25 protein-coding genes are annotated in these 24,359 nt (G+C 69.5%); 20 read left to right on the forward strand and 5 right to left on the reverse strand.

The features are described from left to right. Positions 1-13: 13 nt before the first annotated feature. From SPOPO_RS29325 to SPOPO_RS0112700, 4 genes are read left to right on the forward strand one after another with little or no spacing between them, the layout of a single operon-like run. On the forward strand, positions 14-1,702 hold the full coding sequence (locus tag SPOPO_RS29325) for a phytoene desaturase family protein (protein WP_019875177.1): 1,689 nt from the start codon (positions 14-16) through the stop codon (positions 1,700-1,702). Positions 1,703-1,709: 7 nt separating this feature from the next. Next, positions 1,710-2,891, forward strand: a complete 1,182-nt coding sequence (locus tag SPOPO_RS0112690) for a phosphotransferase (protein WP_019875178.1) — start codon at positions 1,710-1,712, stop codon at positions 2,889-2,891. 14 nt (positions 2,892-2,905) lie between these two features. Next, complete coding sequence (locus SPOPO_RS0112695; RefSeq protein ID WP_019875179.1) at positions 2,906-3,712, forward strand: hypothetical protein; 807 nt, start codon at positions 2,906-2,908, stop codon at positions 3,710-3,712. 2 nt (positions 3,713-3,714) lie between these two features. Further along, complete coding sequence (locus tag SPOPO_RS0112700) at positions 3,715-4,896, forward strand: phosphotransferase family protein (RefSeq protein WP_019875180.1); 1,182 nt, start codon at positions 3,715-3,717, stop codon at positions 4,894-4,896. Positions 4,897-4,912: 16 nt separating this feature from the next. Here SPOPO_RS0112700 and SPOPO_RS35170 read toward each other — a convergent pair whose 3' ends face one another. Genes SPOPO_RS35170 through SPOPO_RS29335 form a run of 3 tightly spaced genes read right to left on the reverse strand, consistent with a single transcriptional unit; the run spans position 4,913 to position 6,653 of the window. Continuing rightward, positions 4,913-5,056 (reverse strand): hypothetical protein, encoded by a 144-nt coding sequence (locus SPOPO_RS35170; RefSeq protein ID WP_019875181.1) that lies wholly within the window; start codon positions 5,054-5,056, stop codon positions 4,913-4,915. Then, positions 5,053-5,883, reverse strand: coding sequence for a protein kinase family protein (locus SPOPO_RS32000; RefSeq protein ID WP_211210893.1), 831 nt, complete (start codon positions 5,881-5,883; stop codon positions 5,053-5,055). Before SPOPO_RS32000 ends, SPOPO_RS35170 begins: the two co-directional genes overlap by 4 nt. Positions 5,884-5,888: 5 nt before the next feature. After that, positions 5,889-6,653, reverse strand: coding sequence for a hypothetical protein (locus SPOPO_RS29335; protein WP_211210894.1), 765 nt, complete (start codon positions 6,651-6,653; stop codon positions 5,889-5,891). Positions 6,654-6,723: 70 nt separating this feature from the next. Between SPOPO_RS29335 and SPOPO_RS0112715 the strand changes: the two genes are divergently transcribed. The 5 genes from SPOPO_RS0112715 to SPOPO_RS35655 all read left to right on the forward strand — a co-directional run bounded on the left by SPOPO_RS0112715 (position 6,724) and on the right by SPOPO_RS35655 (position 10,688). After that, the gene (locus tag SPOPO_RS0112715) at positions 6,724-7,335 is read left to right on the forward strand and encodes a TetR/AcrR family transcriptional regulator (protein ID WP_084671055.1); all 612 of its coding nucleotides are present in this window, start codon (positions 6,724-6,726) and stop codon (positions 7,333-7,335) included. 23 nt (positions 7,336-7,358) lie between these two features. Further along, positions 7,359-8,045, forward strand: a complete 687-nt coding sequence (locus tag SPOPO_RS0112720) for a tyrosine-protein phosphatase (protein WP_169577194.1) — start codon at positions 7,359-7,361, stop codon at positions 8,043-8,045. A 65-nt stretch (positions 8,046-8,110) separates the two neighbouring features. After that, a complete protein-coding gene (locus tag SPOPO_RS0112725; protein WP_019875185.1) occupies positions 8,111-9,250 on the forward strand; it encodes an LLM class flavin-dependent oxidoreductase in 1,140 nt (379 codons plus the stop codon). Positions 9,251-9,344: 94 nt separating this feature from the next. Then, entirely contained in the window at positions 9,345-10,196 is an 852-nt protein-coding gene (locus tag SPOPO_RS35650; protein ID WP_019875186.1) for a DUF222 domain-containing protein, read from the forward strand. A gap of 273 nt (positions 10,197-10,469) precedes the next feature. Next, the gene (locus SPOPO_RS35655; protein ID WP_019875187.1) at positions 10,470-10,688 is read left to right on the forward strand and encodes a hypothetical protein; all 219 of its coding nucleotides are present in this window, start codon (positions 10,470-10,472) and stop codon (positions 10,686-10,688) included. A gap of 22 nt (positions 10,689-10,710) precedes the next feature. Here the strand turns inward: SPOPO_RS35655 and SPOPO_RS29340 are convergent, their stop codons facing one another. Further along, entirely contained in the window at positions 10,711-11,310 is a 600-nt protein-coding gene (locus SPOPO_RS29340) for an acyl-CoA-like ligand-binding transcription factor (protein WP_019875188.1), read from the reverse strand. Between the two features lie 181 nt (positions 11,311-11,491). Between SPOPO_RS29340 and SPOPO_RS0112745 the strand changes: the two genes are divergently transcribed. The 7 genes from SPOPO_RS0112745 (at position 11,492) to SPOPO_RS29350 (ending at position 20,131) form a co-directional block, all read left to right on the forward strand. Further along, entirely contained in the window at positions 11,492-13,654 is a 2,163-nt protein-coding gene (locus tag SPOPO_RS0112745) for an MMPL family transporter (protein ID WP_169577195.1), read from the forward strand. A 46-nt stretch (positions 13,655-13,700) separates the two neighbouring features. Further along, a complete protein-coding gene (locus SPOPO_RS0112750) occupies positions 13,701-14,771 on the forward strand; it encodes an oxidoreductase family protein (protein ID WP_019875191.1) in 1,071 nt (356 codons plus the stop codon). Positions 14,772-14,858: 87 nt separating this feature from the next. Next, positions 14,859-15,749, forward strand: a complete 891-nt coding sequence (locus tag SPOPO_RS29345; protein WP_019875192.1) for a TIGR03619 family F420-dependent LLM class oxidoreductase — start codon at positions 14,859-14,861, stop codon at positions 15,747-15,749. Positions 15,750-15,758: 9 nt separating this feature from the next. After that, positions 15,759-16,994: a cytochrome P450 gene (locus tag SPOPO_RS0112760; protein WP_019875193.1), complete on the forward strand. Its 1,236-nt coding sequence runs from the start codon at positions 15,759-15,761 to the stop codon at positions 16,992-16,994. An 88-nt stretch (positions 16,995-17,082) separates the two neighbouring features. Then, a complete protein-coding gene (locus tag SPOPO_RS0112765) occupies positions 17,083-18,054 on the forward strand; it encodes an NAD(P)H-dependent flavin oxidoreductase (RefSeq protein ID WP_028984742.1) in 972 nt (323 codons plus the stop codon). 183 nt (positions 18,055-18,237) lie between these two features. Continuing rightward, positions 18,238-19,500, forward strand: coding sequence for an aromatic ring-hydroxylating oxygenase subunit alpha (locus tag SPOPO_RS0112770; RefSeq protein WP_019875195.1), 1,263 nt, complete (start codon positions 18,238-18,240; stop codon positions 19,498-19,500). A 43-nt stretch (positions 19,501-19,543) separates the two neighbouring features. Next, the gene (locus tag SPOPO_RS29350) at positions 19,544-20,131 is read left to right on the forward strand and encodes a hypothetical protein (protein ID WP_019875196.1); all 588 of its coding nucleotides are present in this window, start codon (positions 19,544-19,546) and stop codon (positions 20,129-20,131) included. A gap of 24 nt (positions 20,132-20,155) precedes the next feature. On the opposite strand, the gene SPOPO_RS0112780 is transcribed toward SPOPO_RS29350, so the two are convergent. After that, complete coding sequence (locus SPOPO_RS0112780) at positions 20,156-20,791, reverse strand: TetR family transcriptional regulator (RefSeq protein ID WP_019875197.1); 636 nt, start codon at positions 20,789-20,791, stop codon at positions 20,156-20,158. Between the two features lie 132 nt (positions 20,792-20,923). On the opposite strand from SPOPO_RS0112780, the gene SPOPO_RS0112785 reads away from it, so the two are divergent. The 4 genes from SPOPO_RS0112785 to SPOPO_RS0112800 are packed head-to-tail and all read left to right on the forward strand — an operon-like array spanning position 20,924 to position 24,359. Beyond that, entirely contained in the window at positions 20,924-22,426 is a 1,503-nt protein-coding gene (locus SPOPO_RS0112785) for an aldehyde dehydrogenase family protein (protein ID WP_019875198.1), read from the forward strand. Positions 22,427-22,431: 5 nt separating this feature from the next. Beyond that, on the forward strand, positions 22,432-22,644 hold the full coding sequence (locus SPOPO_RS0112790; RefSeq protein WP_033386427.1) for a ferredoxin: 213 nt from the start codon (positions 22,432-22,434) through the stop codon (positions 22,642-22,644). Further along, positions 22,644-23,924 carry a cytochrome P450 gene (locus tag SPOPO_RS0112795; RefSeq protein ID WP_019875200.1) on the forward strand — a complete coding sequence of 427 codons (1,281 nt, stop codon included), beginning with the start codon at positions 22,644-22,646 and terminating at the stop codon, positions 23,922-23,924. Before SPOPO_RS0112790 ends, SPOPO_RS0112795 begins: the two co-directional genes overlap by 1 nt. A gap of 45 nt (positions 23,925-23,969) precedes the next feature. Continuing rightward, positions 23,970-24,359 (forward strand): SCP2 sterol-binding domain-containing protein, encoded by a 390-nt coding sequence (locus SPOPO_RS0112800; RefSeq protein WP_019875201.1) that lies wholly within the window; start codon positions 23,970-23,972, stop codon positions 24,357-24,359.

Genomic DNA, 24,359 nt, shown 5'->3' on the forward strand with positions numbered 1-24,359 from the left:
CAAGATTGGCCGCATGTCCTCTGCGAATCGCACCGTCGACGTCCTCGTGGTCGGATCCGGGCACAACGGCCTGATCTCCGCCGCCTATCTCGCCAAGGCCGGCCTGCAGGTGCAGGTCCTGGAGGCGTTTTCGACCCCGGGCGGAATGACCTCCACCACCGAGGTCGAGGACTGCCCCGGGTACAAGGTCAACGACGCCTCGATCCAGCCGTCGCTGTTCCGGACGACGACGATCATGAAGGACCTGCAGCTCGAGGAGAAGTACGGGCTGAAGATGCGGGTCATCGACCCGGTCCACCTGCAGCTGAACTACGACCACACCTCGCTCGGCCTGTGGCGGGACGCCCAGAAGACGGCCGACGAGCTCGCGTACTTCTCGAAGAAGGACGCCGCCGCGCTGAAGGACCTGTACTCGATCATCCACGCGGCCGTCGACATCGGCCTGCCGATGATGCAGACCTCGCCGACGCGGCCGGACCCGAAGGCGATCCTCGAGCTGGCCAAGCAGTCCCTCAAGCACCGGTCCGAGCTGCTCGCGGTCGGACGGTGGATGCGCGCGACGGAGATCGAGGTCCTCGACGAGTCCTTCGAGTCCGACCCGATCAAGGCGTGTGTGCTGATCGGTCTGCCGTTCATGTCCTACGACTCGGACTTCTCCGGCTGGTCGCTGATCTACCTCGGCATCATCACCAAGTACGGCGTCGCGATGTTCGAGGGCGGGACGGGACAGCTCCCGCGGGCCCTGATCGACCTGATCACCGACCACGGCGGCAGCGTCCGGTGCAACGCCGAGGTCGAGCAGATGGTCATGCGCAACGGTCGCTGCGTCGGTGTGCGCCTCAGGAACGGCGAGGAGATCTACGCCCGCCGCGGTGTCCTGACCGCGTTCAGCCCGAAGCGCGTGCTGCGCGACATGCTCCCGCCCGGCACCCTGCCCCCGCACCTGGCGAACCGCGTCGCGAACATCCCGACCCGGTCGCGCGGGTTCGCGGACATGAAGCTCGACGTGCTGACCAAGGGTCAGATCCGCATGGACAAGATCAAGGCCAAGCGGAACGACGACCTCGACCCCCGTCTGCCGGCCAACGGCTACCACAACTACGAGCAGGTGAAGGCGGCGCAGATCGCCTGCAAGCGCGGCGAGATGCCGCAGCACATCCCGGGCTTGGCCCAGATCTCCACGGCCCTGCCGTCGAACGCGCACTTCGCCCCGCCCGGGTGCGACGTCTTCTGGTTCTGGTCGGGTCTGACCCCCAACGACCCGCACATGGGCTGGGAGGCGGCGCGCAAGCAGGCCGCGGAGACGATCATCAGCCAGAGCGACCACTACTACGAGGGCATCGAGGAGCTGCAGGTCTACAGCCGGGTCCGCATGCTGCCCGACATCGAGGAGCGCTTCTTCGCGATGGACGGGTCGGTCTACCACACGGACCCCCTGATCACCCGGTTCGGCCCGAACAAGCCGGCCGTCGGCTTCGCCGGGTACTCGACGCCGATCCCGGGTCTGTTCCTCACCGGCTCCGGCACCCACCCGGTCGCGGGCATCAGCGGTATGCCCGGCCAGAACGCGGCCAAGACGATGCTCAAGGTCTTCCGGCGTGAGGACCGCAAGGGCCGCGGCGCGGCGGTCGACGAGGCGCGCTTCTGGGAGAGCGTCGAGAGCGCGGACGCCTACACGGGCTCGAAGCCGAGGACGCCGTAGCGGTCACATGAACGCCAAGGTCCAGTTGGCCGCGAAGGCGGCGACGGTCGGGGCGCACTGCCTCGCCGAGCGAATCCGCCCACCCGCGGTCCGCACGGCGGCGGACGTGCCGGTCTCCGGGCGGCGGGTGACGGCGGAGTGGCTCACGGCCGTGCTGTGCCGGGACGTCCCCGGCGCCGAGGTCTCCTCGTTCACGGTCACGGGCGGGAGCCGCGGCACCTCCGAGCGCGTCGGGTTGCGCGTCGTCTACAACGACGCCGGTCGGGTGGCGGGCCTGCCCACGGCGGTGTTCACCAAGGCGACCGCCGGGTTTGCGCAGCGGATGCTCCTCGGCGGCGCCGACGTGATCTCGGGCGAGCGACACTTCTTCATGGGCCTGCGCCAGCGCGTCGACATCGAGGCTCCGCAGGGGTACTGGGCCGCCGTCGACCCGGCGTCGTGGCGCTCCATCACCGTTCTCGAGGACATCGCGGTGACGAAGGGCGCGACGTTCCTCGCACCGACGACGGGCTTCACCAAGGGCGAGATCGTCGACCTGGTGCAGAATCTCGGGCGCCTGCACGGGCCGCTCTGGGGCGCCCCGGCGATCGCGACGCTGAAGACGCCGCGCCAGTACTCGGAGAACACCGACGCGTTCCTCGACTTCCGCAAGCGCGCCGCCGTCGGGATGCAGCGCTCGCGCGAGCTGATGCCGCCGCCGCTGCTCGGGGAGGCCGACCGTCTGCACGACGCGACGATCCGCTCGATGCAGTTGAGCACGGACTCTCCGAACGGCACCGCACGCACCTTGCTGCACGGTGACTGCCATGCCGGCCAGACCTACCGCACCGCCGCGGGCGCGATGGGGCTGTGCGACTGGCAGGGGCTCCTCCAGGGGAACTGGGCGTTCGACGTCGCGTACCTGATCAACACCGGCTGCGAGCCCGACGCCCGCAAGGCCTGGCTCGACGACCTGCTCGACGCGTACCTCGACGCGCTCGCCGGCGCGGGCGGGCCGCGCATTGCCGCGTCGGAGGCGTTGCTGACCTACCGTCAGCACGCCTTCTGGCCGTACACCGCGTGGGCGTTCACCATCGGGCGGGCGGTCTACCAGCCGAAGATGCAGCCCGTCGAGACCTGCTTGACACTGATGCGCCGCACCGCGGCCGCGATCCACGAACTCGACGCCTTCGAGGCGGTCGGCGTATGAGAGAGGTAAGGGACATGGCACCGGTCGACACTCTGGGGCAGGACCAGCCGGTCGGGGAGTGGGGTCAGGTGGTCGGGACCGGGCTCACCTTCGCGCTCGCCTTCTTTGCGGTCGGTTACGTCGTCACCGTGGCGCGGCGCGACCGGATCACCTGGCCGTTCTTCCTGCTGCTCTCCGGCGGTCTGACCTGTCTGATGGAGCCGCTGTACGACCACCTGTACGGCTTGTGGTTCTACGAGGAGGACCAGTGGAACCTCTACGAGACCTTCGGTAGCTCGCAGCCCGTCTGGGTGCCCGCGGCCTACGTCGCGTTCTACGGCGGCGCCTCGGTGTTCGTCGCGCGGACGCTGATGCGCACCCCGAACATGCGCACGGTGTGGACGATGTACTTCGCGGTCGCCGCGATGGCCGTCGTCGCCGAGATCGCCTACGTGAGCGTCTTCGAGCTCTACAGCTACCAGGACGACCAGCCGTACAAGTTCTTCGGCTACCCGCTGTTCCTCGGCTTCACGAACGCGATGTCGGCACTGGTGGCGGGCACCCTCGCCTTCCGGGTCGCCCCGATGCTGCCGCGGGCGGTGGACCAGGTCGCGATGATCGCGCTCGTCCCCGGCGCGTTCGCGTTCGGCCTGTTCGGCACCGGGATCCTGTACCTGTCGGTGCGTCACGGCTTCGAGAACCCGCCGATGCCGCTGGTCTACCTCGCGGCGCTCACCGTCCCGCTGGCGATCGCCTCGACCGTCCGGCTGCTGGGGATCTGCCTGGTGAAGACCGCGACCTCGGCACCGGTGGAGTCGCGCCCGACCTCGGTGCACGTCTAGCCGTGGGGGTACGCGACCAGCTCACGCTGACCGGCTCCGTCCTGCGGGTGGGAGCGACCGTCGCGGCCGAGCGGGCACGGGGCCGTGGCCCCGTCACCGCGCCGGACGCGGTGCCCGCTCGCGTCGAGGACCTCACCCCGGAGTGGCTCACCGCGGCCCTGTGCCGGGACCGGCCGGGCGCGCGCGTCGTCGGCGTCGAGCTCGGCGGCGGGTCCGAGGGCACGAGCTCCCGGCGGGCGCTGACCGTGTCGTACAACGAGGCCGGGACCGGCCTGCCGACCGCGGTCTACACGAAGTCGACGCCCCGTTTCGTCTCGCGCGTGCTCGTCGGCGTCACCGGCGCGGCCGGCGCCGAGGCGCTGTTCTACGACCGCATCCGGCAGCACCTCGACATCGGTGCCCCCGCGGGCTACGCCGGTGCCTGGGACCCCCGCAGCTGCCGGTCGATGGTGCTCGCGGAGGACGTCAGCGTCACCCGCGGCGCGACGTTCCCGGACGCCGCCGTGCACATCGACCGCCGGGGCGCGGAAAGCATGGTGCGCGAGATGGCGCGCTACCACGGCGCTCTCTGGGAGGACCCGCGGCTGGACCGCGAGTGGACGTCGCTCCGCGACGCCCTGACGTGGCAACGGAAGTTCAACGCCTCCACCGGCATGGACGCGGGTGCGGTGTTCGCGTTCCGGTTCGCCCGCGAGGAGATCCCGGACGCCCTGCACGCCCGGCGCCGTGAGGTCCGGCCCGCGTTCGCGCGGTCGCTGGAGGTCAACGTCCGGCTCCCGCGGACCCTGCTGCACCAGGACGTTCACCCCCGGAACTGGTTCCACCTGCCCGACGGTGCGCTGCACCTCTACGACTGGCAGGGCATCGCGAAGGGCAACTGGGCGCTCGACGTCGCCTACGCGCTCAGCGCCGCGCTCGACGTGGAAGACCGGCGGGCCTGGGAACGCGATCTGATCGCGCTCTATCTCGACGAGCTCGCCGCTGCCGGCGGTAAGTCGCCGTCGTTCGAGGAGGGCTGGCTCGCGTACCGGCAGCAGATGCTCCACGGCCTGATCTTCTGGACCTACACCCTGCTCGTCGGCAAGGTGTCCGAGCTCCAGCCCGAGACCTACGTCCGCACCTTGATCCGGCGCACGTCTCAGGCGGTCGTCGACCTGGAGACGCTGAACCTGCTGCGGACCTGATTCTGCTGACGCAGAGTCAGACGGCGTCGAGAACGCCGAGGTCCGCGGCGGCGATCGTGACGCGGCGGACCGTCTCGAGCATGACGTCCTCGGGGTGCGCGACGGGGAGCGGCTTGCCCAGCCCGAGCGTCGCCAGCCAGACGAGCATCGGTTGCATCATCTGCTGCCGGTAGAGCAGGAACGCCTCGTCGGGGGACGGCGGCGTGATGCCCTGCTTCTCCAGGTGGGCGCAGTACACGGCGAGCAGGTCGCGTTCCCACTCGCGGCGGTCCTCGGGCGGCAGGTGTGTCGCCAGCGCGTAGGAGACGTCGCGGGCCCAGCCGCCGGTGGGCGCGCCGGCAGCGTTGCGTTCAGGCGGTCGATGTACTCCACCGGGTTGCGCACCCACCGGCCGAAGCGCCGGAGGATCGGGGCGTCCCAGTACCGGGCGTGCAACGTGGCCAGGACCTCGACGACGCCCTCGGCCTGAGCCTTCGTCAGACGCCGCGTCAGCACCGTGCCGAAGACGGCGCCACGGGTCCGGCCCACGTCCTCCAGCAGCAGAAAGGCGCGTTCGGTCAGCGGGTCGTAACCGGCGTAGTAGCCGAGCGGGGACTCGATGTCGAGCTCGGGCCGCAGGTGCGTGTAGAAGGCCGTCTCGACCTCGTTGAGGTTCACCGCGGCCGAGAGCAGACGGGTGGTGAAGGTCGGCGTCGACTTGGTGAACAGGTGCTCCGGGAGTTCGGCGGCGCGGCCGGCCGCGTTGTACTCCACGGTCAGGTGGCACCGCGCCGTGGCCCCGGAGTGCCGATCGCCGAACCGGAACGACGTGACCTCCGCGCCCGGCACCCCGTCGCAGAGTGCGAGGGTGAGCCATTCGCGGGTCAGCGCCTCCGGGCCCGGCGGGACCTCCCGCAGCGTCGTCGGCCGCGGCTTCGTGACGCGCTCGGCCACGACGCTGCGCGCCACGCGCGCGGTCATGCGCACGAGCTCGACGCGGGGGTCCACGCCGGTCAGTCGGTCGTCGCGGGCAGCGGCTGCTCGCTCTTCGGGAGCATCCGGAGCAGCAGCGGCACCATGACGATGAACCAGGCGCCGAAGACCACGACCGGAATGTAGAAGCCGAGCAGGCCGTTCCAGGCGAGCGGGCCGGACTCGAAGAGCGGGATGAAGCTCGGCGGCACGAGGCCGATCGCGACCCACAGGTTGAAGTACGCGACCCATCGCGGCACCAGCGGCTTCGGCATCTGCAGGATGATCATCGCGATCGCCGCGTACTGCAGGAAGAACGGCGCGGCCGGGCTGAACGTCAGAATGAAGCCCAGGTCGTGCAGCGTCTGGGTGGTCTCGTTCGGCCCGTCCGGGCGGAAGCCGGCGACGGCGAGGATCAGGAAGTTGAAGCTGAAGTAGACCGTCCCGAAGACACCGATGACGGTCTGCGTGATCGGCATGACCGCATCCGGCGTGCACTTGCGCAGCATGATGCCGATCGCGAGCGTGAAGGTCGCGTAGAGCGTCCCGCCCATGAAGCAGACGATCATCCCGGCCTGCTTCAGGCGCTGTTTGTCGTTCCAGACCTCGGCCACCTCGGCGCCCGTGAGTTCGGGCGAGGGCGGCGGGAAGAACCCGGCCATCACGAACAGGCCGAAGAAGACCAGAAGGACGCAGATCGGCCCGGTCCACACGAGGATCCGGAGGTTCGTGATCGTCGCCCGCGGGAGGCCCGCGAAGGGGTGGGCGGGCGCGGCGGTGCCCACGGCGGACTGTTCGAGAACCATCGACGCCTCCATGGGCGATGACAAATCGCGCCAGATGTAAACAGATCGGCTCCGTTGTACGCTCCGAGTCGTGCCACCGTCAACCCGTACCGCGCACTCCGCGCGGGCCCAGGCGCGCGAGCAGGTCCTCGCCGCGGCCCGCGCGTGTTTTCTGCGTGACGGCGTGAAGGCGACGACGATGGAGCGCGTCGCCCGCGAGGCCGGCGTCAGTCGCCAGCTGGTCTACAAGCTCTTCCTCGGCCGCCGGGAACTCGTGGAGGCCGCGGTCTCCGCCCGCACTCGCGAGATCGCGGACGAGATCGCGACCGAGCATGCGATCGAGGGCCCGATCTCCGACGTCGCCGAGCTGTTCACCACCGTCTCGGTCGCGGTGATCGAGCGACTGCGGTGGGACTCCGAGCTCGCCGTCCTCCTCGCCCCCGGTGGCCCGCTCACGTTGCACGAGGCCCTGTGGAGCGAGGAGCTCACCGAACGCGGCGAGCGGTTCTGGTTGCCGATGCTCGAACGGGCACGCGCCGAGGGTCTGCTGCGCGCGGATCTCTCGACCCGCGACCTGTCCGACTGGCTGCGCACGGTCTACACGTCGATGATTCTCCGCCCCGACCTGCATCCGGACTCCGAACGCGAGATCATCCAGCGCTTCGTGCTGACCTCGCTCGCGATGGTTCTGCGTCCGAACTGACCAACCGATGAAATTCTGACGTGGTGACCGTGCTTCCTCCTGAGCTCTTCAACTACCGCGACCTCGGTGGCCACTCCGTGCCCGGGGGAAAACTGCGGACGGGACTGCTGTTCCGGTCCAACGCCGTCGTCGGGCTGCCGAACGACATTGCCGTGCGCCTCGGGTTGCGTACGGCGCTCGACCTGCGGGAGCCGGGGGAGAAGTTGGCCGAGCCGCCGACCGCCGGTCCGGCGCAGGTGCACGAGGTCGAGCTGATTCAGGCGGACCCGGCCGCCCCGCACAACTTGCGCCCGTTCACTCACTGGCTGGCCGAGAATCGCGGCCACCTGCTGGCGGAGGCGGTCCGCGTCCTCGCCCATGAGCCGATGCCGACCGTTCTCTTCTGCTCGTCAGGCAAGGACCGCACCGGGGTGCTGGCCGCCCTGGTGCAGTCGGCCCTCGGCGTGGCCGAGGACGCGGTGATCGAGGACTACGCCCGGACCGAGAAGCTGATGCCGCCGGACTACCTCGCGCTCGCGCTCGAGCGGTCGCGGCGAGCCGGCCTGCCGGCAGACCAGTCGCTCGACGACTTCGGCTCTCCGCCCGACCTGCTGCTCGCCGTCCTCGACGGCATCCGCGAACGGCACGGCGACGCCGCCCAGTACCTGGTCGACCACGGGCTGGATCGTTCCGATCTCGACCGGTTGCGCGAACGACTGGTGGAGATCTGACCTTCCCTCAACCGGCCGAATGTCACACAATGACATTTCCGACCTGACGAGAGGACGGCACCACGATGAGCGGCGTGCGCACGGGAATCGGCCTGTGGGGATCCCGGTACCTCGGCCCGAGGATGGGCATCCCCTACGCGCAGGCGTTGGAGGCGACCGGGCAGATCGACCAGGTCGTCGTCTGGGACCAGCTGCAGAGCTGGTGGCCCGACGCGCTGTGGACGCCGGAGAACTCGCCGATGGCGGCGATGCTGCCGGACATGGACTCGGTCTCCGACCCGTTCATCACGATCGCGTTCGCGCTCTCGGGCCTGGAGCGGACCGGCTTCGCCGTCTGCACCGACGCGATCCGCCGTGAACCGCCGGAGCTCGCGCAGACGATGTCGACGCTCGCGACGGCCACACCCGGCAAGGCGACGCTGTCGCTCGGTGCCGGCGAGGTCCGCCACGTCACGCCGTTCGGGCGCAAGCGGTCGATCGGTCTCAAGCGGCTCAACGAGGCGCTGCAGATCCTGCGACTGCTGTGGGACGCGAAGGAGCCCGTGAACTTCGAGGGCGAGATCTGGACGCTGAAGGACGCGTGGATCGGCGCCGGCGGCCAGCAGAACCGGCCCGAGGTCGTCGCGATGGGCGGCGGCCCGAAGCTGATCGAGATGGCGCTGAAGTACGCGGACGGCATGGGCACCGGTGCCCCGTTCGTCTACGCGAACCCGGCCAAGTACGGCGAGGCCGTGACGGGGTGGAAGCAGCAGCTGGAGGCCCTCGGCCGCGGCGCGGACGACTTCACCTTCGCCCTGCATCACATCACGTTCATCCTCAAGGACAAGGACGAGTTCGAGCAGTACGTCGACAACCCTCTGCTCAAGTGGTACGCGGCCACCGGTGGGCGTATCAACATGGCCGACTGGGCGCCGGAGGGCATCGAGCCCGTCATGCCGCTCGACTGGCACTACGCCCTGCACATGAAGCCGAACTCCACGCCGTACGAGCAGATCCAGGACGTCATCAGCCGGGTCACACCGGAGATGGTGCGGAAGACCTTCTTCCACGGCACCCCGGCCGACATCGCCGCGGAGATCAAGCCGTTCGTGAAGGCCGGGGCGAACCTCAACCTGATCGCCGACCTCGCCCCGTTGCTGATGCCGGTCGACCCGGCGCAGACGATCGAGGCCTCGGCCGAGATCTGCCGGCTCGTCAAGGAGTAGCTCGCAGTTTCACGCATGTCCTGCGGCAAGAACTCTTGCGTCCGTCGGTGGCGGCCCCTATACTCGAACATACGTTCGAACCGATGGGGGTTCCGTGCTGGTCGAGTTGGCGGACCGGGCCGACGTGGGGTGCGAGCCCCCGTGGGTCGATGGTGGCCGCCCGCCCGCGCCCGGGGATCCGGACTACGCCTCCTACCTGGACTACTGCGCGTACGAGGCGCGGCGGGATGCGTTCTGGTCCGCTCACGCCGCGGGCCCGGTCCTGCCGGTGGATGCGCCGATCGATCTGACCGCGGCCCGTTCCGACGCCGAACTGGTCTGGGAGGTCGCGGACGCCGACCGGTTGGAGAACGCCGCGTACGGGGCGAAGTGCCGGGCGGTGTCGAACCTGGCGCTGCGCAAGCTGCGCGACCCGGACGCCGATTACGACCCGGAGTATCTGCGCCGTTCGGTCGAGGCCGAACTCGGGTGCCTGCTCAAGCTCTCCCCGGCGGCGGTGCAGAACCTGTGCCACGTGGCGATGGAGTTGACCCGCCGCTACCCCAAGACCTTCGCCGCGTTGGAGCGTGGGGAGGTCAACCGGGTGCAGGTGCAGGCCATCGTGGACGAGGGCGCGGACCTCGACGTCGCCCAGGCGTCCCGGCTTGAGGACGCGGTGCTGCCCGAGGCCAGGGAACGAGGGGGGCGTTCGTTCCGGGACCGGGTCCGCCGCGAGGTCAAGGCCATCGACGCCGACGCGGTCCGCAAGCGGGAGAAGCGTGCGAAGGAAGAGCGCTGCGTCTACATCCGGCCGGAGTACGACGGCATGGCCACTCTGTGCCTGTTCATGCCCGAGGACGAAGCCAAGCGCATCTTCCGCGCGCTGAAGGACAAGGTCCACGCGGATCGGGCGGTGCAGAAGGAACAGGCCGCCGAAGCGCCGCTGGTGATCCCCCGCAGAAGATGACGAGAGCGGCAGTCTCGAGCCAGGCGGGCCCTGCGCATGCTGACGGGCTTGCCGGTAGGCGTGGCGGCCCACGGCCGGGCGTCGGAGCCGCGGAATCGCGTCTGGGAGGGGCGGAGCTCGGGTTGTCCGGAGGAGCGTCAAGCCGACCCGCGTGGCCGAAGGACACGCGAGCAGGACGCGCGGGCGCCAACCGTCACCATGCACCCACGCGGTCCGCGCGTCCGGGAGGTCAGCGACGGAGGACAACCCGAGCGCAGCCACTCCCCCACAGAGGTGCTCCGCGGCGGAACCCGCTACTGGAACCTCGGGTGCCTGTGCCGCTTCCACCACCAGGTCAAACAGATGCCCGGCTGGCACCTCGAACAAGACCGCGGCCGGTTCATCTGGACCACCCCCACAGGCCTGCGGTTCATCACCTACCCCGGCGCGGACGACCCCGACGCCGAACTACCGGACTTCATCAAGGACCTCACCGCCCCGGTCCCGTTCTGAGCAGCCGTCACACTGCGGTCCGTCAGCGGCGGCGCCGCGGTTCGATCACGTCGAGGCCGGCGCGCATGTGTCCGGCGAGCGAGACCGTTGGCTCCGCCACCCAGACCCGCAGCGCGACGCGGCAGGCCGCGACGACGGAGCCGGCGAGCACGCGGGAGGGGAGATCGGTCGCGGGATCCTGACGCCGCTCGGCGGCGAAGATCCGCGCGATCACCTCCTCCCACTCCTGGCACACCTCGAGGAACCGGACGTAGAGCGCCGGCTCGCGGTGAATCAGGGCGGTGCGGTGCTGAGCGAGTTCCTGGCCCTCGGACTCCCAGCGCTCGCAGTTGTCCATGAGGATCGCGGACACCGCGCGCCAGGCGCTCTTCGGCGGGGCGTCGAGCAGCGCCTCGAGGCGGCTGAGGATGTCCGGGAGGTCGAAGAAGACCACGTCCTCCTTCGAGGAGAACTGCCGGAAAAACGTGCGCGGGGAGTAACCCGCCGCGGCGGCGATGTCCTCCACGGTCGTCGCTGCGAAGCCGCGGCGCTCGATCTCTCGGATCGCGGCCTCGGCGAGATCGCGGCGCGACCGGCCGTAGGGCCGCTTCGTCCGCTCGGCCGCGGCGCGCTCGACTGACACTCGGCCATTCTCGGACAGCGGCGATGCCTCGCGGCGCACGGTCAGGTCGGAGTGTCCTGACCGGTCCACGTCGCGAGGGCGGCCGGGGCGAAGTCGGGCGGTGGTCCGTCCGCGTCCAGGGCATCGCGGCTCGAACATCGAGGCTGGACACGGTGTTCATACGGTTGGTAGACACAGCGCCGTGACTGAGCGATCTGAGGGCGCGTTCGGGGCCTTGGCCCGGCTGATCGTCGAGCGACCACGGGTCGTGGTGCTGCTGACCGTGTCGCTGATCCTCGCGGGTGCTGCACTGTTCCTGCGCTTCGACTCCAACCTGCTGGGGGTCGGCTACCAAGTTCCGGGCAGCGAGTCCGAGCAGGCCTCGAAGTTCATCGAGGAGCAGACCGGTTTCACCGAGACTGACCTGCTCGTCGTCGCGTCCGATTCGCTGACGTTCGACGACAACGAGTTCCAGCGCAGCTTCGACGCGGCCGTCGACGCGATTCGCGAGGAGAACGACGAGCTGCGCGTGGTGCCGCCGGGCGAGCCGGGCGGCGGCGCGATCTCGGAGGACCGCCACGTCGCCACCGCGACCGTGTATCTGACCGGGGACGTGGCGGACCGTCAGAAACTCGCACATCACCTTCAGGACGTCATCGACGACGTCGTCGACGACCCCCTGCGGGCCGGGTTGACCGGGAACTCGCCGGTTCTCGCGGACCTCGTGCACACCGAAGAGATCGACGTCGCCAAGGCCGAGCTGGTCGGTTTGCCGATCGCGCTGCTGCTCCTGCTCCTCGCGTTCGGCAGCGTCGTGGCGGCCCTGTTGCCGTTGATGATGGCCTACGGCGGACTGATCGCCGCGATCGGCGTCGTCGCCCTGCTGATGTTCCTGCTGGACTTCAACAGCTTCGCCGAGACGTTCATGGTGATGTTCGGTCTGGCGCTGGGCATCGACTACTCGCTGCTGTTCGTCCGGCGGTTCCGGGAGGAACGGCGGCGCGGCGGCACCGACCGGGAGGTCGTCGAGCGGACGCTGCGGACGGCCGGCCGGACCGTGCTGTTCAGCGGGACCATCTTCGCGGCTGCCCTGATCCCGGTGCTCCCGAGCGGGCTCCCGTTCTTCTACGACACGATGCTCGCGGTGATCGTGGTCGTCGTGATCGAGCTGCTGCTCCTCGTCACCCTGCTGCCGGTGGTGCTGCTCAAGCTCGGCGACCGGTTGGACAAGGGCCGACTCCCGGGCCGGCTGGGGGCAGGCCGGCTGAACGAGACCTCACCGCTGTGGAGTCGCTGGGCCCGCGTGGTCATGCGGCGCCCGCTGGCCTTTCTCGCCGGCGGCGTCTTCCTGCTCGGCGCCGCGGCCACCCCGGTGCTGGACGTCGAGACCGGGATCGATCTGAACGTCCGGGCGTTGAGCGGGAAGGAGTCCGTCGAGCCGATCACCGATCTGCAGGAGCACTTCCCGAACGCCGCGATCGCGCCGATCGAGGTTCTCGTGCGGGGCGACCAGCAGGCGATCCAGAGCGCCCAGGCGGTCCTTGACCGCGCCGGCCTCACCGGGATCGCGACCACCGAGATCGGACCCGGGGCGGTGGTGATCACGGGTCAGTCCGCGGCCACGGTCGACTCCCTGGAGTCGTTCGAGGAGATCAAGCAGCTCCGCGCGAACCTGGCGGACGCCGTTCCGACAGGCGAGGTTCAGGTCACCGGCGTGATCGCGGAAACCGTCGACTACGCCGACAAGACCGCGACCTGGCAGCCGTGGATCATCGGCGGCGCGTTGGTCCTGTCCTTCCTGCTCCTGCTGATGATCTTCCGCAGCCCGCTCCTGGCTGCCAAGGCGATCGTGATGAACCTGCTCAGCATCGGGGCCGCGATCGGCTTGACTGTGCTGCTGTTCCAGGACGGGCACGCCGAAGGCCTGCTCGACTTCGAGAGCCCCGGCTACCTGCAGCACTGGATGCCGCTGACGCTGTTCATCATGTTGTTCGGGCTGTCCATGGACTACGAGGTCTTCATGGTCTCCCGCATCCGCGAGGAGTACGCCCGTCTTGGCAACACCCAGGACGCCATCGCCGTCGGCCTCGAGCGCACGGGCAGCGTCATCACCTACGCGGCCGCGATCATGATGGTCATCTTCGGCGCCTTCTGCCTCAGCACCGTTCCCGAGATGAAGCAGCTCGGCATCGGACTCGCGCTGGCCGTCCTGATCGACGCGACGATCGTGCGGATGGTCCTCGTCCCCGCCTTCATGCGCCTCGCCGGCGACTGGAACTGGTGGATGCCCCGCTGGCTCGACCGGATCCTGCCGACGATCCATCACGACACCCCGGCCGCGAAAACGCCAGTGCCCCAGGACTGAGGACGGACCAGCTGATTCTCACGCGCTCCCTGAACGGAGGACTGTCATGTCCGGAGCGACCGCGTTGCCCACCGCCCTCGACGGCATCACCGCCGACTGGCTGACCGGTGCGTTGAGCGTCCGGACGCCGGGGACGGTCGTGCGCTCGGTCGAGGTGGAGTCCGTGATCTGGGGAACCGCGACGAAGGTGTTCCTCCGGGCCGGGTACGAGACCTGCCCGCCGGACGGTCCGCCGCCGGCGCTGTGCCTGAAGGGCGGCTTCGACGACACCATGCGGGCCGTCGCCGGGATCGGGTACCAGGTGGAGGCGCGGTTCTACCGCGACATCGCGGGTCTGCTCGGCGACGCGGTGCCCCGCTGTTGGTACGCCGCCGAGGACCCGACGGGCAACCAGGGGCTGCTGATCGTCGACGACCTGCGCGACGCCGGCGTCGTTTTCGGTGGACCGTCGGTGCGCTTCGACGTCGACCAGGTCGCGCAAGGCCTCGCGACTCTCGCCTCCGTCCACGGGCGGACCTGGCAGCGTCGTGGCGTCGGGTCGCTCGACTGGCTGACCGTCGGCTCGATGCTGTTCCGTCCGGTGGTCGAGAGCTTTCTGACCCCGGCCCACTGGGACGCGTACCAGGAGCTGCCGCAGACCGGCTCCTTCGACGACGCGCTGCGCGACCGCGATCGCGTCGACCGTGCCGTCCATCTGCTCTGGGCGGCCGACGACGCGGCTCCGCTGGCGGTCTCGCACGGCGACCCGCACGTCGGCAACACCTTCGTGCCCGCCGACCGCGTCCCGCGCTTCCTCGACTGGCAGACCACCTGCCTCGCGCCGTGGTCCGACGACGTCGCGTACTTCCTCGTCGGCGCGCTCGAGATCGAGGATCGCCGCAAGCACGAGGAGGATCTGCTTCGGCACTACCTCGACGCCCTCGCGGCCGCCGGCGGCGAGGCCCCGCCGTACTCGGAGGCCTGGGACGCCTACCGGCGCCACCACCTCCATGGCCTGATGTTCGCCCTCTGCCCACCGGAGATGCAGCCCGCCGAGGTCTGCCGGCAGATGGGGGACCGTTACGCCACCGCCGCTCGCGACCACGGCACCCTCGACCTGGTCCTCGCCGACGCCTGACCCCGCCGGCGTCAAGAAGGGGTGACACCCCCTACTGCGCAGTAAGGGGTGTCACCCCTTGTGACTAATGGGCTTAGATTCGGGGCCATGACGACCTTCGGCGTCGCGGTGCCGTTCTACGACCACCAGGCGGACTACGAGTCCCTGCTGGCGTTCGCGCGGCGGGCGCACGAGCTCGGGTTCGACGGGCTCTGGCTCTCGGACCACCTCGTGGTCGGGCCGCCGCCGGAGGAGTCGCGGACCTGGTACGACGCTCCGACGCTGCTGGCCGGGTTGGCGGCGCACGTCCCCGACATGACGCTCGGGACCGACGTGCTGATCGTTCCCTACCGCCACCCGTTCCTCGCCGCGAAGATGCTGGCGACGCTCGACGTGATCAGCGGCGGGCGGCTGATCGTCGGCGTGGGGGCGGGGCACTCCGAGCATGAGTTCGACGTCCTCGACGCTCCCTTCTCCGGCCGCGGCGAAGTCATCGACGAGTACCTCCAGCTCTGGAAGGCCGTCTGGACCGACGGGCCCGCCGTCTTCAGCGGCAAGCACGTCCGGCTTGACGAACCCGAGCTCGGGCCGCGGCCGATCTCGAAGCCGCACCCCCCGATCTGGGTCGGCGGCAACGGCCCGGCCGCGATCCGCCGCGCGGCGATGCACGGCAACGGCTGGCACCCGCTCGCGCTCCCGCCCAAGGCCTACGCGGCCGGCGCCGCACAGCTGGCCGAGCTCGCCGACCGCGCCGGCCGGCCGACCCCGACGCTGTCGTACAGCGGCTACTTCGGCGAGATCAGCCCGAAGCCGGTCGACACCGACCGCCGCGTCCCGCTCACCGGTGGCGTTCAGCAGGTGATCGACGACATCGGCACCTACCGCGACCTCGGCGTCTCCAACTTCGTCTTCCGCCTCGCCGCCCCGAACCTGACGAATGATCAGATCCTCGCCCAACTCGCACTTGTCGCGTCCGACATCCTGCCCCACGCCCGATAGGAGCCCCTCGTGCCGACCGCCCTCGCCGACGTCCCGCCGGAGCTGCAGACCGACTTCGACATCTACGACCCGTCGCTCGCGGCGCCGGTCGACCGTGTCCAGGAGGAGCTGGCGGCGCTGGCGAAGCGAGGCCCGATCCTGTACTCCAGCAAGCACGGCGGGCACTGGATCGTCCTCGGCTACGACGAGGTCCACGAGGTTCTGCGCGACCCGGAGCGGTTCTCCAGCTTCCCGAACAACATCATGCCCCACGGCGGTGAGAAGACCCTTCCACTCGAACTCGATCCGCCGGAGCACACCGCCTACCGGCACGCGCTGCAGCCGCTCTTCAGCCCCACCCGCATGCGCGCGCTCGAGGAGCAGATCCGCGCCACCGTCACCGAACTGCTCGACGGGTTCGCCGCCCGCGGCGAGGCCGAGTTCGTCTCCGAGTTCGCCCACGAGCTGCCCGCGCGGGTCTTCCTCTCGCTGATGGACCTGCCGCTCGAGGACGCCCCGCTGTTCACCGAGGCGACCAACACCTACATGCTCGGCAAGCCCGGAGCCACGGAGGAGGAGTCCAACGCCGCGCGCGAGGATGCCATGTTCCGGATGTGGAGCTACTTCGGCGACCTCGTGACGGAGCGCCGGTCACGTCCGGTCCCGGGCGACGACGTCACCAGCCAGATCATCTTCGGCGACGTGACGATCGACGGCGTTCCCCGCAAGTTCACCGACGCCGAGCTCCAGAACATGTTCTTCCTGCTGCTGATCGCGGGCCTGCACACCGTCCAGGGGTCGCTCGGCTGGGCGGTTGCGCACCTGACCGCACACCCCGACCAGCACCGCAGCCTCACCGAGGACCCGGCGCGCATCCCGGCGGCCGTCGAGGAGATCCTCCGCATCGAGGCCGCCGTCCACCCGGGCCGCCGCGTCGTCGCCGACACCACGCTCGGCGGCATCGCGCTGCGCGCCGGCGACCAGCTCCTGCTCAGCCTCGCCGCCGCCAACCGGGACGGCCGCCAGTTCGACGCCCCGGAGAGCTTCGACGGCACGCGCGAGCCCAACCGCCACCTCTCGTTCGGCTCCGGTCCGCACCGGTGCCTGGGCTCGCACCTCGCCCGCGTCGAGCTGCGGATCGCGCTGGAGGAGCTGCACCGTCGGATCCCGGACTACCGTCTCGCGCCCGACGCCGTGACGCTCTGGCACGCCAGCCAGGTCCGCGGCGTGCTGCAGCTCCCGATCGTGTTCACGCCCGAAGCCTGACGGCCGGTGTGACGCACTCGGGTTAGGTCCATTCTGGACGGTTGTGGTTCGATCAGGAGTTACCAGCGAGTAGAAGCGAGGAGAGCCCGTGGCTTTGTCGACCCGGTTCACCGACCTGTTCGGGGTGCAGCACCCGATCGTGTGCGGGGGTATGACCCGCGTCGGTACGCCCGAACTCATCGCAGCGGTGGCGAACGCCGGCGCCCTCGGGTTCATGCCGGCGCACAACTCGCCGACCCCCGAGGACCTGGTCAAGGACATCGCGCGGGTGCGTGACCTCACCGACCAGCCGTTCGGCGTGAACTTCACGATCCTCCCGGCGCGGCAGCCACCGCCGTGGGAGGAGTACATGCGGGCGACGGTCGAGAGCGGCGTTCGGGCGATCGAGACCGCCGGCCAGAACCCCGAGCCCTTCCTCCCGCTGTTCAAGGACGCCGGGGTCAAGGTGCTGCACAAGTGCACGAGCGTGCGGCACTCCCTCAAGGCCGAGCGCATCGGTGTCGACGCGGTGAGCATCGACGGCTTCGAGGCCGCGGGGCACCCGGGCGAGGACGACGTCCCCGGCCTGGTCCTGATCCCGGCCCTGGCCGACAAGATCGGCATCCCGTTCATCGCCTCCGGCGGCTTCGCCGACGGTCGCGGCCTCGCCGCCGCGCTCTCGCTCGGCGCGCAGGGCATCAGCATGGGCACGCGCTTCATGTGCACCGTCGAGGCGCCGATCCACGAGAACGTGAAGAACCAGATCGTCGCGAACGACGAACGCAGCACGAACCTGATCTTCCGTCAGCTGCGCAACACCGGCCGCTACGCCAAGAACGGCGTCACTGACGAGATCGTCCGCATCCTCAACGAGGGCGGCACGTTCGAGGATGTTGCCCACCTCGCCTCCGGCGAGAAGGGCGCGGTCGTCCTGCAGACCGGTGACCTGGAGGCCGGCGTGTGGTGCGCGGGGCAGACCCAGGGTCTGATCTCCGACATCCCGACGGTGGCCGACGTCGTCACGCGCATCGTCGCCGACGCCGAAGCCGCGCTCGACCGCGTGGCGGCGCTGCGGCGGTAGATCCCGCCGGCGACACGTCGCCGACCAGCCGAGGGGCACAGCATCGAAAGGTGTTGTGCCCCTTGACGACTCGAGGGAAATCTATACCCTGTAGGTAACGCACACAGGTATGGAATGGTCAGTGGCTGTGTGCTTACCTAAAGGAGTAAGGTTTTGTCCGAGGAGCTCGCTTCAGGAGTCGGGATGGACGAGGTCGCTCTCGATCGGGAACGCCGCATCCGCCGGGCGCTGCAGTTGCTGCGCGAGAACACCACCGACAAGTTCGACGGCACGGTGACCTTCACCTCCGGCGAGCACGTCGACCCGGTCGTTGCCGAGCGTGAGCGCGAGCTGATCTTCGGCCGCGTGCCCACGATCGTGGCGCACAGCAGCGAGATCCCGCAGCCGTACGACTTCGTGACGCTCCAGCTGCCGCGCAACAAGGTCATCGTCGCCCGCCAGCCCGACGGCGGTGTCAAGACCTTCGTCAACCTCTGCCGGCACCGCGGCGCCCTCCTCGAGGAGGAGAGCTTCCAGGGCTGCGGTCGTGCGCGCCTGTTCTCCTGCCCGTACCACCGCTGGTCGTACAACATCGACGGCTCGCTGCGCACGATCACCCGCGCCAGCACCTTCGGTGACGTCGACAAGACCAAGCAGGGCCTGATCGAGCTCCCCACCGAGGAGCGGCACGGCTTCATCTGGGTCGTCGACAACGCGAACGCCACGATCGACGTTCAGACCTGGCTCGGCCCGGACATGGACTCGATCCTCGAGGGCTACGGGCTGGCCGACCTGGTCGCCGTCCGCGCCGAGGGCTTCGACGAGCCCGTCAACTGGAAGATCATGCAGGACGCCTTCCTCGACGGGTACCACATCGCCTACGCGCACCCGAACACCGCGGCGAAGCACATCCACACCAACGTCATGGCGTTCGAGGACTTCGGCCGGCACTGCCGGTTCATCGCTCCCCGGAAGACCATCGACAAGTGGATCGACGTCGACCCGCCCGAGGACGAGAGCCTGGTCCCGCACGTCACCGAGACGCAGTTCCTCGGCCCGTGCCACACCCTGCTCAAGCAGCCGGACCACTACCAGCTGCTCACGTTCCGGCCGGACCCGGTGCACCCGGACCGCTCCTACATGGAGATGCGCCTCATGGTGCCGCCGCAGGAGCGCACGTCGCTGACGCCGGAGAAGTGGCAGCGGCTGTGGGACAAGAACTGGGAGATCCTGCTCGCCGTCCTGCACGCCGAGGACTTCCCGTTGCTGCGCGCCTCGCAGACCGGTATGGGCAGCAAGGACGCCGGCACCATGGTGATGGGTCGCAACGAGACCGCGAACCAGGTGTTCCACCGCGAGGTCCGGCGCATTCTGGCCGCCGCCGACGACGAGGTGGCTCCGCCGCTGCCGGCGACCTCGGTCGGCGTCGTGGCGCCGCCCGTCGTCGAGACACCGGTCAAGTCCTGACCTGCTTTCACGCCGTCAGAAACGTTGAGGTAGAACCACTTCGATGATCACGGTCGAGGTACGCGACGAGCTGTCCGAGGAGGAGAGCGCCGAGCTGTCGGCGCTCATCTCCTCCTCCGCCGTCTACGACGAAGAGGCTGGTTTCTCGACGGTCGACCTGCAGGCCGACCTCGACGACAACCACGAGGTCTTTCAGGTCCTCGCGCGCTCCACGCCGGGGTTCCACGGGTCGGAGGAGACCCCGCTCGTCGCGTACTTCCGACTGGCCGTCGACCGGGCCGGCGGCGCGGTCGCCCAGATGCTCGTGAAGCCGGAGTTCCGGTCGCTCGGCATCGCCACGCTGATGGTCGAGACGCTCTCCGAACGTCCCGGCGAGGGCTTCGCCGGGACGGGTGCGGTGAGCATCAGCTGCTGGGCGCGCGGGAACCATCCCGCCGCCGACCGCATGTCCCGCCGCTTCGGCGCCGAGGTCGAGGGCGCCACCTGGACGCTGTACCGCGGCTCGGAGAAGCTGATCGTCGACCCCGAGGATGAGGGTGCGGTTCTGAGGGCCCGTCACGACGGGTTCGTGCACGACCAGACGGACGTCCGCTACGTCTGGCGCGTCCCCGCCGTTCCGCTCGTCGGCTGACGCTCTCTCGCTGAGAGCCGGGTGTCAGACGACGCTGACGCCCGCCTGCACCATCGCGCCGCGGAGCATCGCGCGGACGACCTCGGCGAAGAGTTCCTCCGTGGTGTTCCACGGGTTCGCGGCGACCGCGCGGGCCAGGTTGGTGTCGGTCGCCGGGTTCAGCGCCGGGAACGGTGTGCTGCGGTTCTCGGCGCCCTTGGTCGCGGTGATCAGGGCCGCGCCGACGGTCAGGGTCTCCAGGCCGTCGAGGACGAGCGCGTGCACCTCGACGGGCACGCCGGCCTCGGTCATCAGCTCGGCCGCACTGTCGTAGAGCACGGAGAGCTGGTCACGCGGGAGGAATTCCAACAGGATCGGCGCCACGTTGGGGTGCTTGAGGATCGTCCGACGGAAGTTCACCGCCTGCTCGACGAACCAGTCCATCCACTTCTCGGGGTCCCGCTCCTTCGGGAACGGCGTCTGCCGGACCACGAGCCGCGCGACCTCGGCCATGATGTCCGCCCGGTCCGCGAAGTGGTGGTAGAGCGAGGGCGCCCGGACGCCGAACTCCCTGGCCAACCGCGGTGTGCTGCAGGCCGTCAGGCCTTCGGCGTCGATGATCCGCAGGGCGGCGGCCACGACGGACTCGCGGGTCAGCAGCGGCTGGGACGGGCGTGCCATGAGGGCAGTATGCCCTACTACCTGAAGGTTTCTGACCAGACCGACGTGATGTTTCCGCAGGTCGGAGGCCTTGGACGGAATAACCTACAGTGATAAGGTTTAGGTAGCCGAAGCGAAGGATGCTCTCCGCCCATGCATCGCTATCTGAACTTCGTCGACGGTGCCTGGAGCGACAGTGCTGCTCCGCGCCTCGACGTGGACAACCCGTCCACCGGTGAGGTCGTCGCGACCCTGCCGGACTCGACGACGGTCGACGTCGACGCCGCGGTCGCGGCCGCCCGCCGCGCGTTCGTCGACGGCCCCTGGGCCCGGATGACTCCGGCCGACCGCGCCGACGTCCTGCGCGGCCTCGCCGGTGCCCTCGAGGCCCGGTTCGACACCCTGGCCGACGGCCTGGTCGCCGACACCGGGACCACGGCCCGCCTCGCGCCGATGCTGCAGGCCGGCGCACCGCTGGCCCACCTGCGGGACTTCGCCGACATGGCCCCGCTGCTGAGCGAGCCGGTCCCGTTCCCGATCCAGACGACGCCGGGCCTCGGCCAGTGGGAGCTGCACCGGGAGCCGCTCGGCGTCGTCGCCGGCTTCACCGCCTACAACTTCCCGCTGTTCCTCGCCGTGTGGAAGGCCGCGCCGGCGATGCTCGCGGGCAACACCGTCGTGCTGAAGCCCTCGCCGCTCACGCCGTTCGGCCTGAACGCGCTCGCCGAGGCGTGCCTCGAGGTCGGTCTCCCGCCGGGCGTGCTCAACATCGTCCACGGTGACCGCATCGCGGGGGAGGCGCTCGTCGCGCACCGCGACGTCGATCTCGTGACCTTCACCGGCAGCACCGCGGTCGGCAAGGCCGTGATGGCCGCCGCGGCCGGCACGGCCAAGGAGGTTCTGCTCGAGCTCGGGGGCAAGTCGCCCGGGATCGTGCTCCCCGACGCGAATGCGGAACTCGCGGTGCGGGGAACGCTGTTCAGCAGCATGATGAACAGCGGCCAGGCCTGCGTGGCGACCACCCGGATGCTCGTGCCGGACTCGCGCTACGACGAGTTCTGCGAGCTCCTGGCCGCGCGCGCGCGTGAGATGGTCCTCGGCCCGGCCGACGACCCGCTGACCGACGTCGGCCCGGTCGTCAGCGCCCGTCAGTGCGAGAAGGTGGAGAAGTTCATCGCCACCGCCGTCGAGCAGGGCGCCCGCGTGCTCGTCGGCGACGAACGGCCCGAGGGCCTCCCGGCCGGCGGGCACTACGTGAGCCCGACCGTGCTCGTCGACCTCGACAACGACAACGTCGCGGCCAAGGACGAGATCTTCGGCCCGGTGCTCTCGGTTCTCCGGTACTCGGACGTCGAGGACGCGATTCGCATCGCCAACGACAGCGAGTACGGATTGGCCGCCTCGGTCTGGGGCACCGACCTGGGACGCGCCCGCGCGGTTGCCAGCCGCATCCAGTCCGGTCTTTGCTGGATCAACGACGTCGCCCAGGCGGACGTGCGGCGGACCCCGTTCGCGGGCAAGAAGCAGAGCGGTGTCGGTTCCGAACTGGGGACCGACGGTCTGTACGCGTACACGAAGACGAAGAGCCTGTACACCGCGCTCGACGCGGACATCGACGCCCGGCCGTACTCAGCGGTGGGCGGTGAGTGGGAGTGACGCAGATGAAGGTCGACATCGACCGCGAGAAGTGCGCCGGCCACGGCCGTTGCTACGTCTTCGCCCCGGACGTGTTCGAGCCGGACGACGAGGGCTTCGCGGTCCCCATCAACAAGACCCCCGGCGAGCGTGACCGCGACGCCGTTCTGAAGGCCCAGCGCAACTGTCCCGAGCAGGCTGTCATCGTGGACGAGACCACGAAGAGCGAGGTGGCGTGATGACCGACGTGATCGCGGAGCCGCAGGCGGGCGGCTGCCCGTTCAAGACGGCGGAGTCCCCGGAGATCCAGACCGACTTCGACATCCACGACCCCAACCGGGTCGAGACGGTCCACGGCGACTACGCCGAGCTGCGCGACCGGTGCCCGGTCGCCCGGTCCACCACGTGGGGCGGCCACTGGGTGATGACCCGCTACGAGGACATCATGGAGGTCATGCGCAAGCCGGAGATCTTCTCCAGCGAGTGCGTGAACATCCCGCCGACCATCGGCCAGGACGGGCCGATGATCCCGCTCGAGGTCGACCCGCCGGACCACACCACGTACCGGCAGATCATGACCCCGCTGTTCTCGCCGACCCGTATGCGCAAGCTCGAGCCGGAGATCCGCGCGCTGGTCCTCGAGCTCCTCGACCAGATCGGCGACGCGAGCGAGATCGACTTCGTCGAGGCCTTCGCCAAGGAGCTTCCGACCCGGGTGTTCCTCAAGCTGATGGGCTGGCCGGAGACCGACGCCGACCGCATGAACGACTGGGTCGACCGCATCGTGCTCGGTCTCCCCGGCGCCTCCGAGGAGGACAACACCGCCTTCCGCATGGAGGCCGCGCTCGAGACCTACGCGTACTTCGCGGAGATGATCGACGACCGCATCGAGCAGCGCGACAACGAGGGCCAGGTCGAGATCGACGCGGACACCGCCGACGTCACCGAGGTCCTCGTCAACGCGAAGTTCGGCGACCGTGAGCTCACGCAGTTCGAGATGCTGAACATCTTCTTCCTGATGATGATCGGCGGCCTGCACACCGTGCAGGGTCAGCTCGCGCACAGCTGGATCCACCTCGCGCAGAACCCCGCCAAGCGCAAGGAGCTCGTCGAGCACCCCGAGCTCATCCCGTCCGCCGTCGAGGAGATGCTCCGCCTCGAGGCCGCCGTCGCCGGCGCCCGCGTGGTCAAGGAGGACGTCGTCGTCGGCGGCGTGCAGCTCAAGGCCGGCGACCGCGTCCTGATCCCGCTCGCGGCCGCGAACCGCGACCCGGAGAAGTTCGAGAACCCGGACGACATCGACTTCACCCGTGAGCCGAACCCGCACGTCACGTTCGGCGGCGGCCGGCACCGTTGCCTCGGTTCGCACCTCGCGCGCATCGAGCTCAACATCGCTTTCGAGGAGTGGCACAAGCGGTACCCGGACTACCGGCTGCACCCCGAGAAGCCGTACAAGAAGCACCTGAGCCAGGTCCGCGGCGTCGAGAGCCTGCCGCTGCTGCTCAACCAGTCCATCTGACCGGCCCCCGCCACCACCGCACCACCACAGACTCGGGAGAACCCAATGGCAGTCAAGCTCGGAACCGTCGACTTCTACCAGGCCATGGCCGATGCGCTGAACAGCGATCCGGAGTGGGCGGAGAAGGGCAAGAACCTCAACTACCGCATGGTCTACAACTACGAGGCTCCGATCGAGGGCTCGTTCCACGCGAAGTTCGAGAACGGCAAGGTCACCGAGGTCCGCGACGCGTCGCCGCAGGACGCCGAGGAGGCGGACTTCGTCATCAGCGGCTCGTCCGACACCTGGGCCGGGGTCTTCAAGAAGGAGATCAACCCGACCGTCGCCCTGACCCGGGGTCAGCTCCGTGTCCGCGGCAAGATGTCGCAGCTGCTGAAGAACATGTCGGCGTTCCAGTACGTGATCGTCGCCATGACCCAGGTCGAGTTCGAGTAG

It is taken from the genome of Sporichthya polymorpha DSM 43042, from assembly GCF_000384115.1.
GTDB lineage: Bacteria > Actinomycetota > Actinomycetes > Sporichthyales > Sporichthyaceae > Sporichthya > Sporichthya polymorpha.

Excerpts from the sequence above, each read along its gene's own strand:
- SPOPO_RS35170 (WP_019875181.1), bottom strand. The coding sequence starts at position 5,056 with ATGATGCAACCGATGCTCGTCTGGCTGGCGACGCTCGGGCTGGGCAAG.
- SPOPO_RS29345 (WP_019875192.1), top strand. The coding sequence starts at position 14,859 with ATGACGACCTTCGGCGTCGCGGTGCCGTTCTACGACCACCAGGCGGAC.
- SPOPO_RS0112785 (WP_019875198.1), top strand. The coding sequence starts at position 20,924 with ATGCATCGCTATCTGAACTTCGTCGACGGTGCCTGGAGCGACAGTGCT.
- SPOPO_RS29350 (WP_019875196.1), top strand. The coding sequence starts at position 19,544 with ATGATCACGGTCGAGGTACGCGACGAGCTGTCCGAGGAGGAGAGCGCC.
- SPOPO_RS0112750 (WP_019875191.1), top strand. The coding sequence starts at position 13,701 with ATGTCCGGAGCGACCGCGTTGCCCACCGCCCTCGACGGCATCACCGCC.
- SPOPO_RS0112795 (WP_019875200.1), top strand. The coding sequence starts at position 22,644 with ATGACCGACGTGATCGCGGAGCCGCAGGCGGGCGGCTGCCCGTTCAAG.
- SPOPO_RS0112800 (WP_019875201.1), top strand. The coding sequence starts at position 23,970 with ATGGCAGTCAAGCTCGGAACCGTCGACTTCTACCAGGCCATGGCCGAT.
- SPOPO_RS0112770 (WP_019875195.1), top strand. The coding sequence starts at position 18,238 with ATGGACGAGGTCGCTCTCGATCGGGAACGCCGCATCCGCCGGGCGCTG.
- SPOPO_RS0112780 (WP_019875197.1), bottom strand. The coding sequence starts at position 20,791 with ATGGCACGCCCGTCCCAGCCGCTGCTGACCCGCGAGTCCGTCGTGGCC.
- SPOPO_RS29335 (WP_211210894.1), bottom strand. The coding sequence starts at position 6,653 with ATGGTTCTCGAACAGTCCGCCGTGGGCACCGCCGCGCCCGCCCACCCC.
- SPOPO_RS0112790 (WP_033386427.1), top strand. The coding sequence starts at position 22,432 with ATGAAGGTCGACATCGACCGCGAGAAGTGCGCCGGCCACGGCCGTTGC.
- SPOPO_RS0112690 (WP_019875178.1), top strand. The coding sequence starts at position 1,710 with ATGAACGCCAAGGTCCAGTTGGCCGCGAAGGCGGCGACGGTCGGGGCG.
- SPOPO_RS0112725 (WP_019875185.1), top strand. The coding sequence starts at position 8,111 with ATGAGCGGCGTGCGCACGGGAATCGGCCTGTGGGGATCCCGGTACCTC.
- SPOPO_RS29325 (WP_019875177.1), top strand. The coding sequence starts at position 14 with ATGTCCTCTGCGAATCGCACCGTCGACGTCCTCGTGGTCGGATCCGGG.
- SPOPO_RS0112695 (WP_019875179.1), top strand. The coding sequence starts at position 2,906 with ATGGCACCGGTCGACACTCTGGGGCAGGACCAGCCGGTCGGGGAGTGG.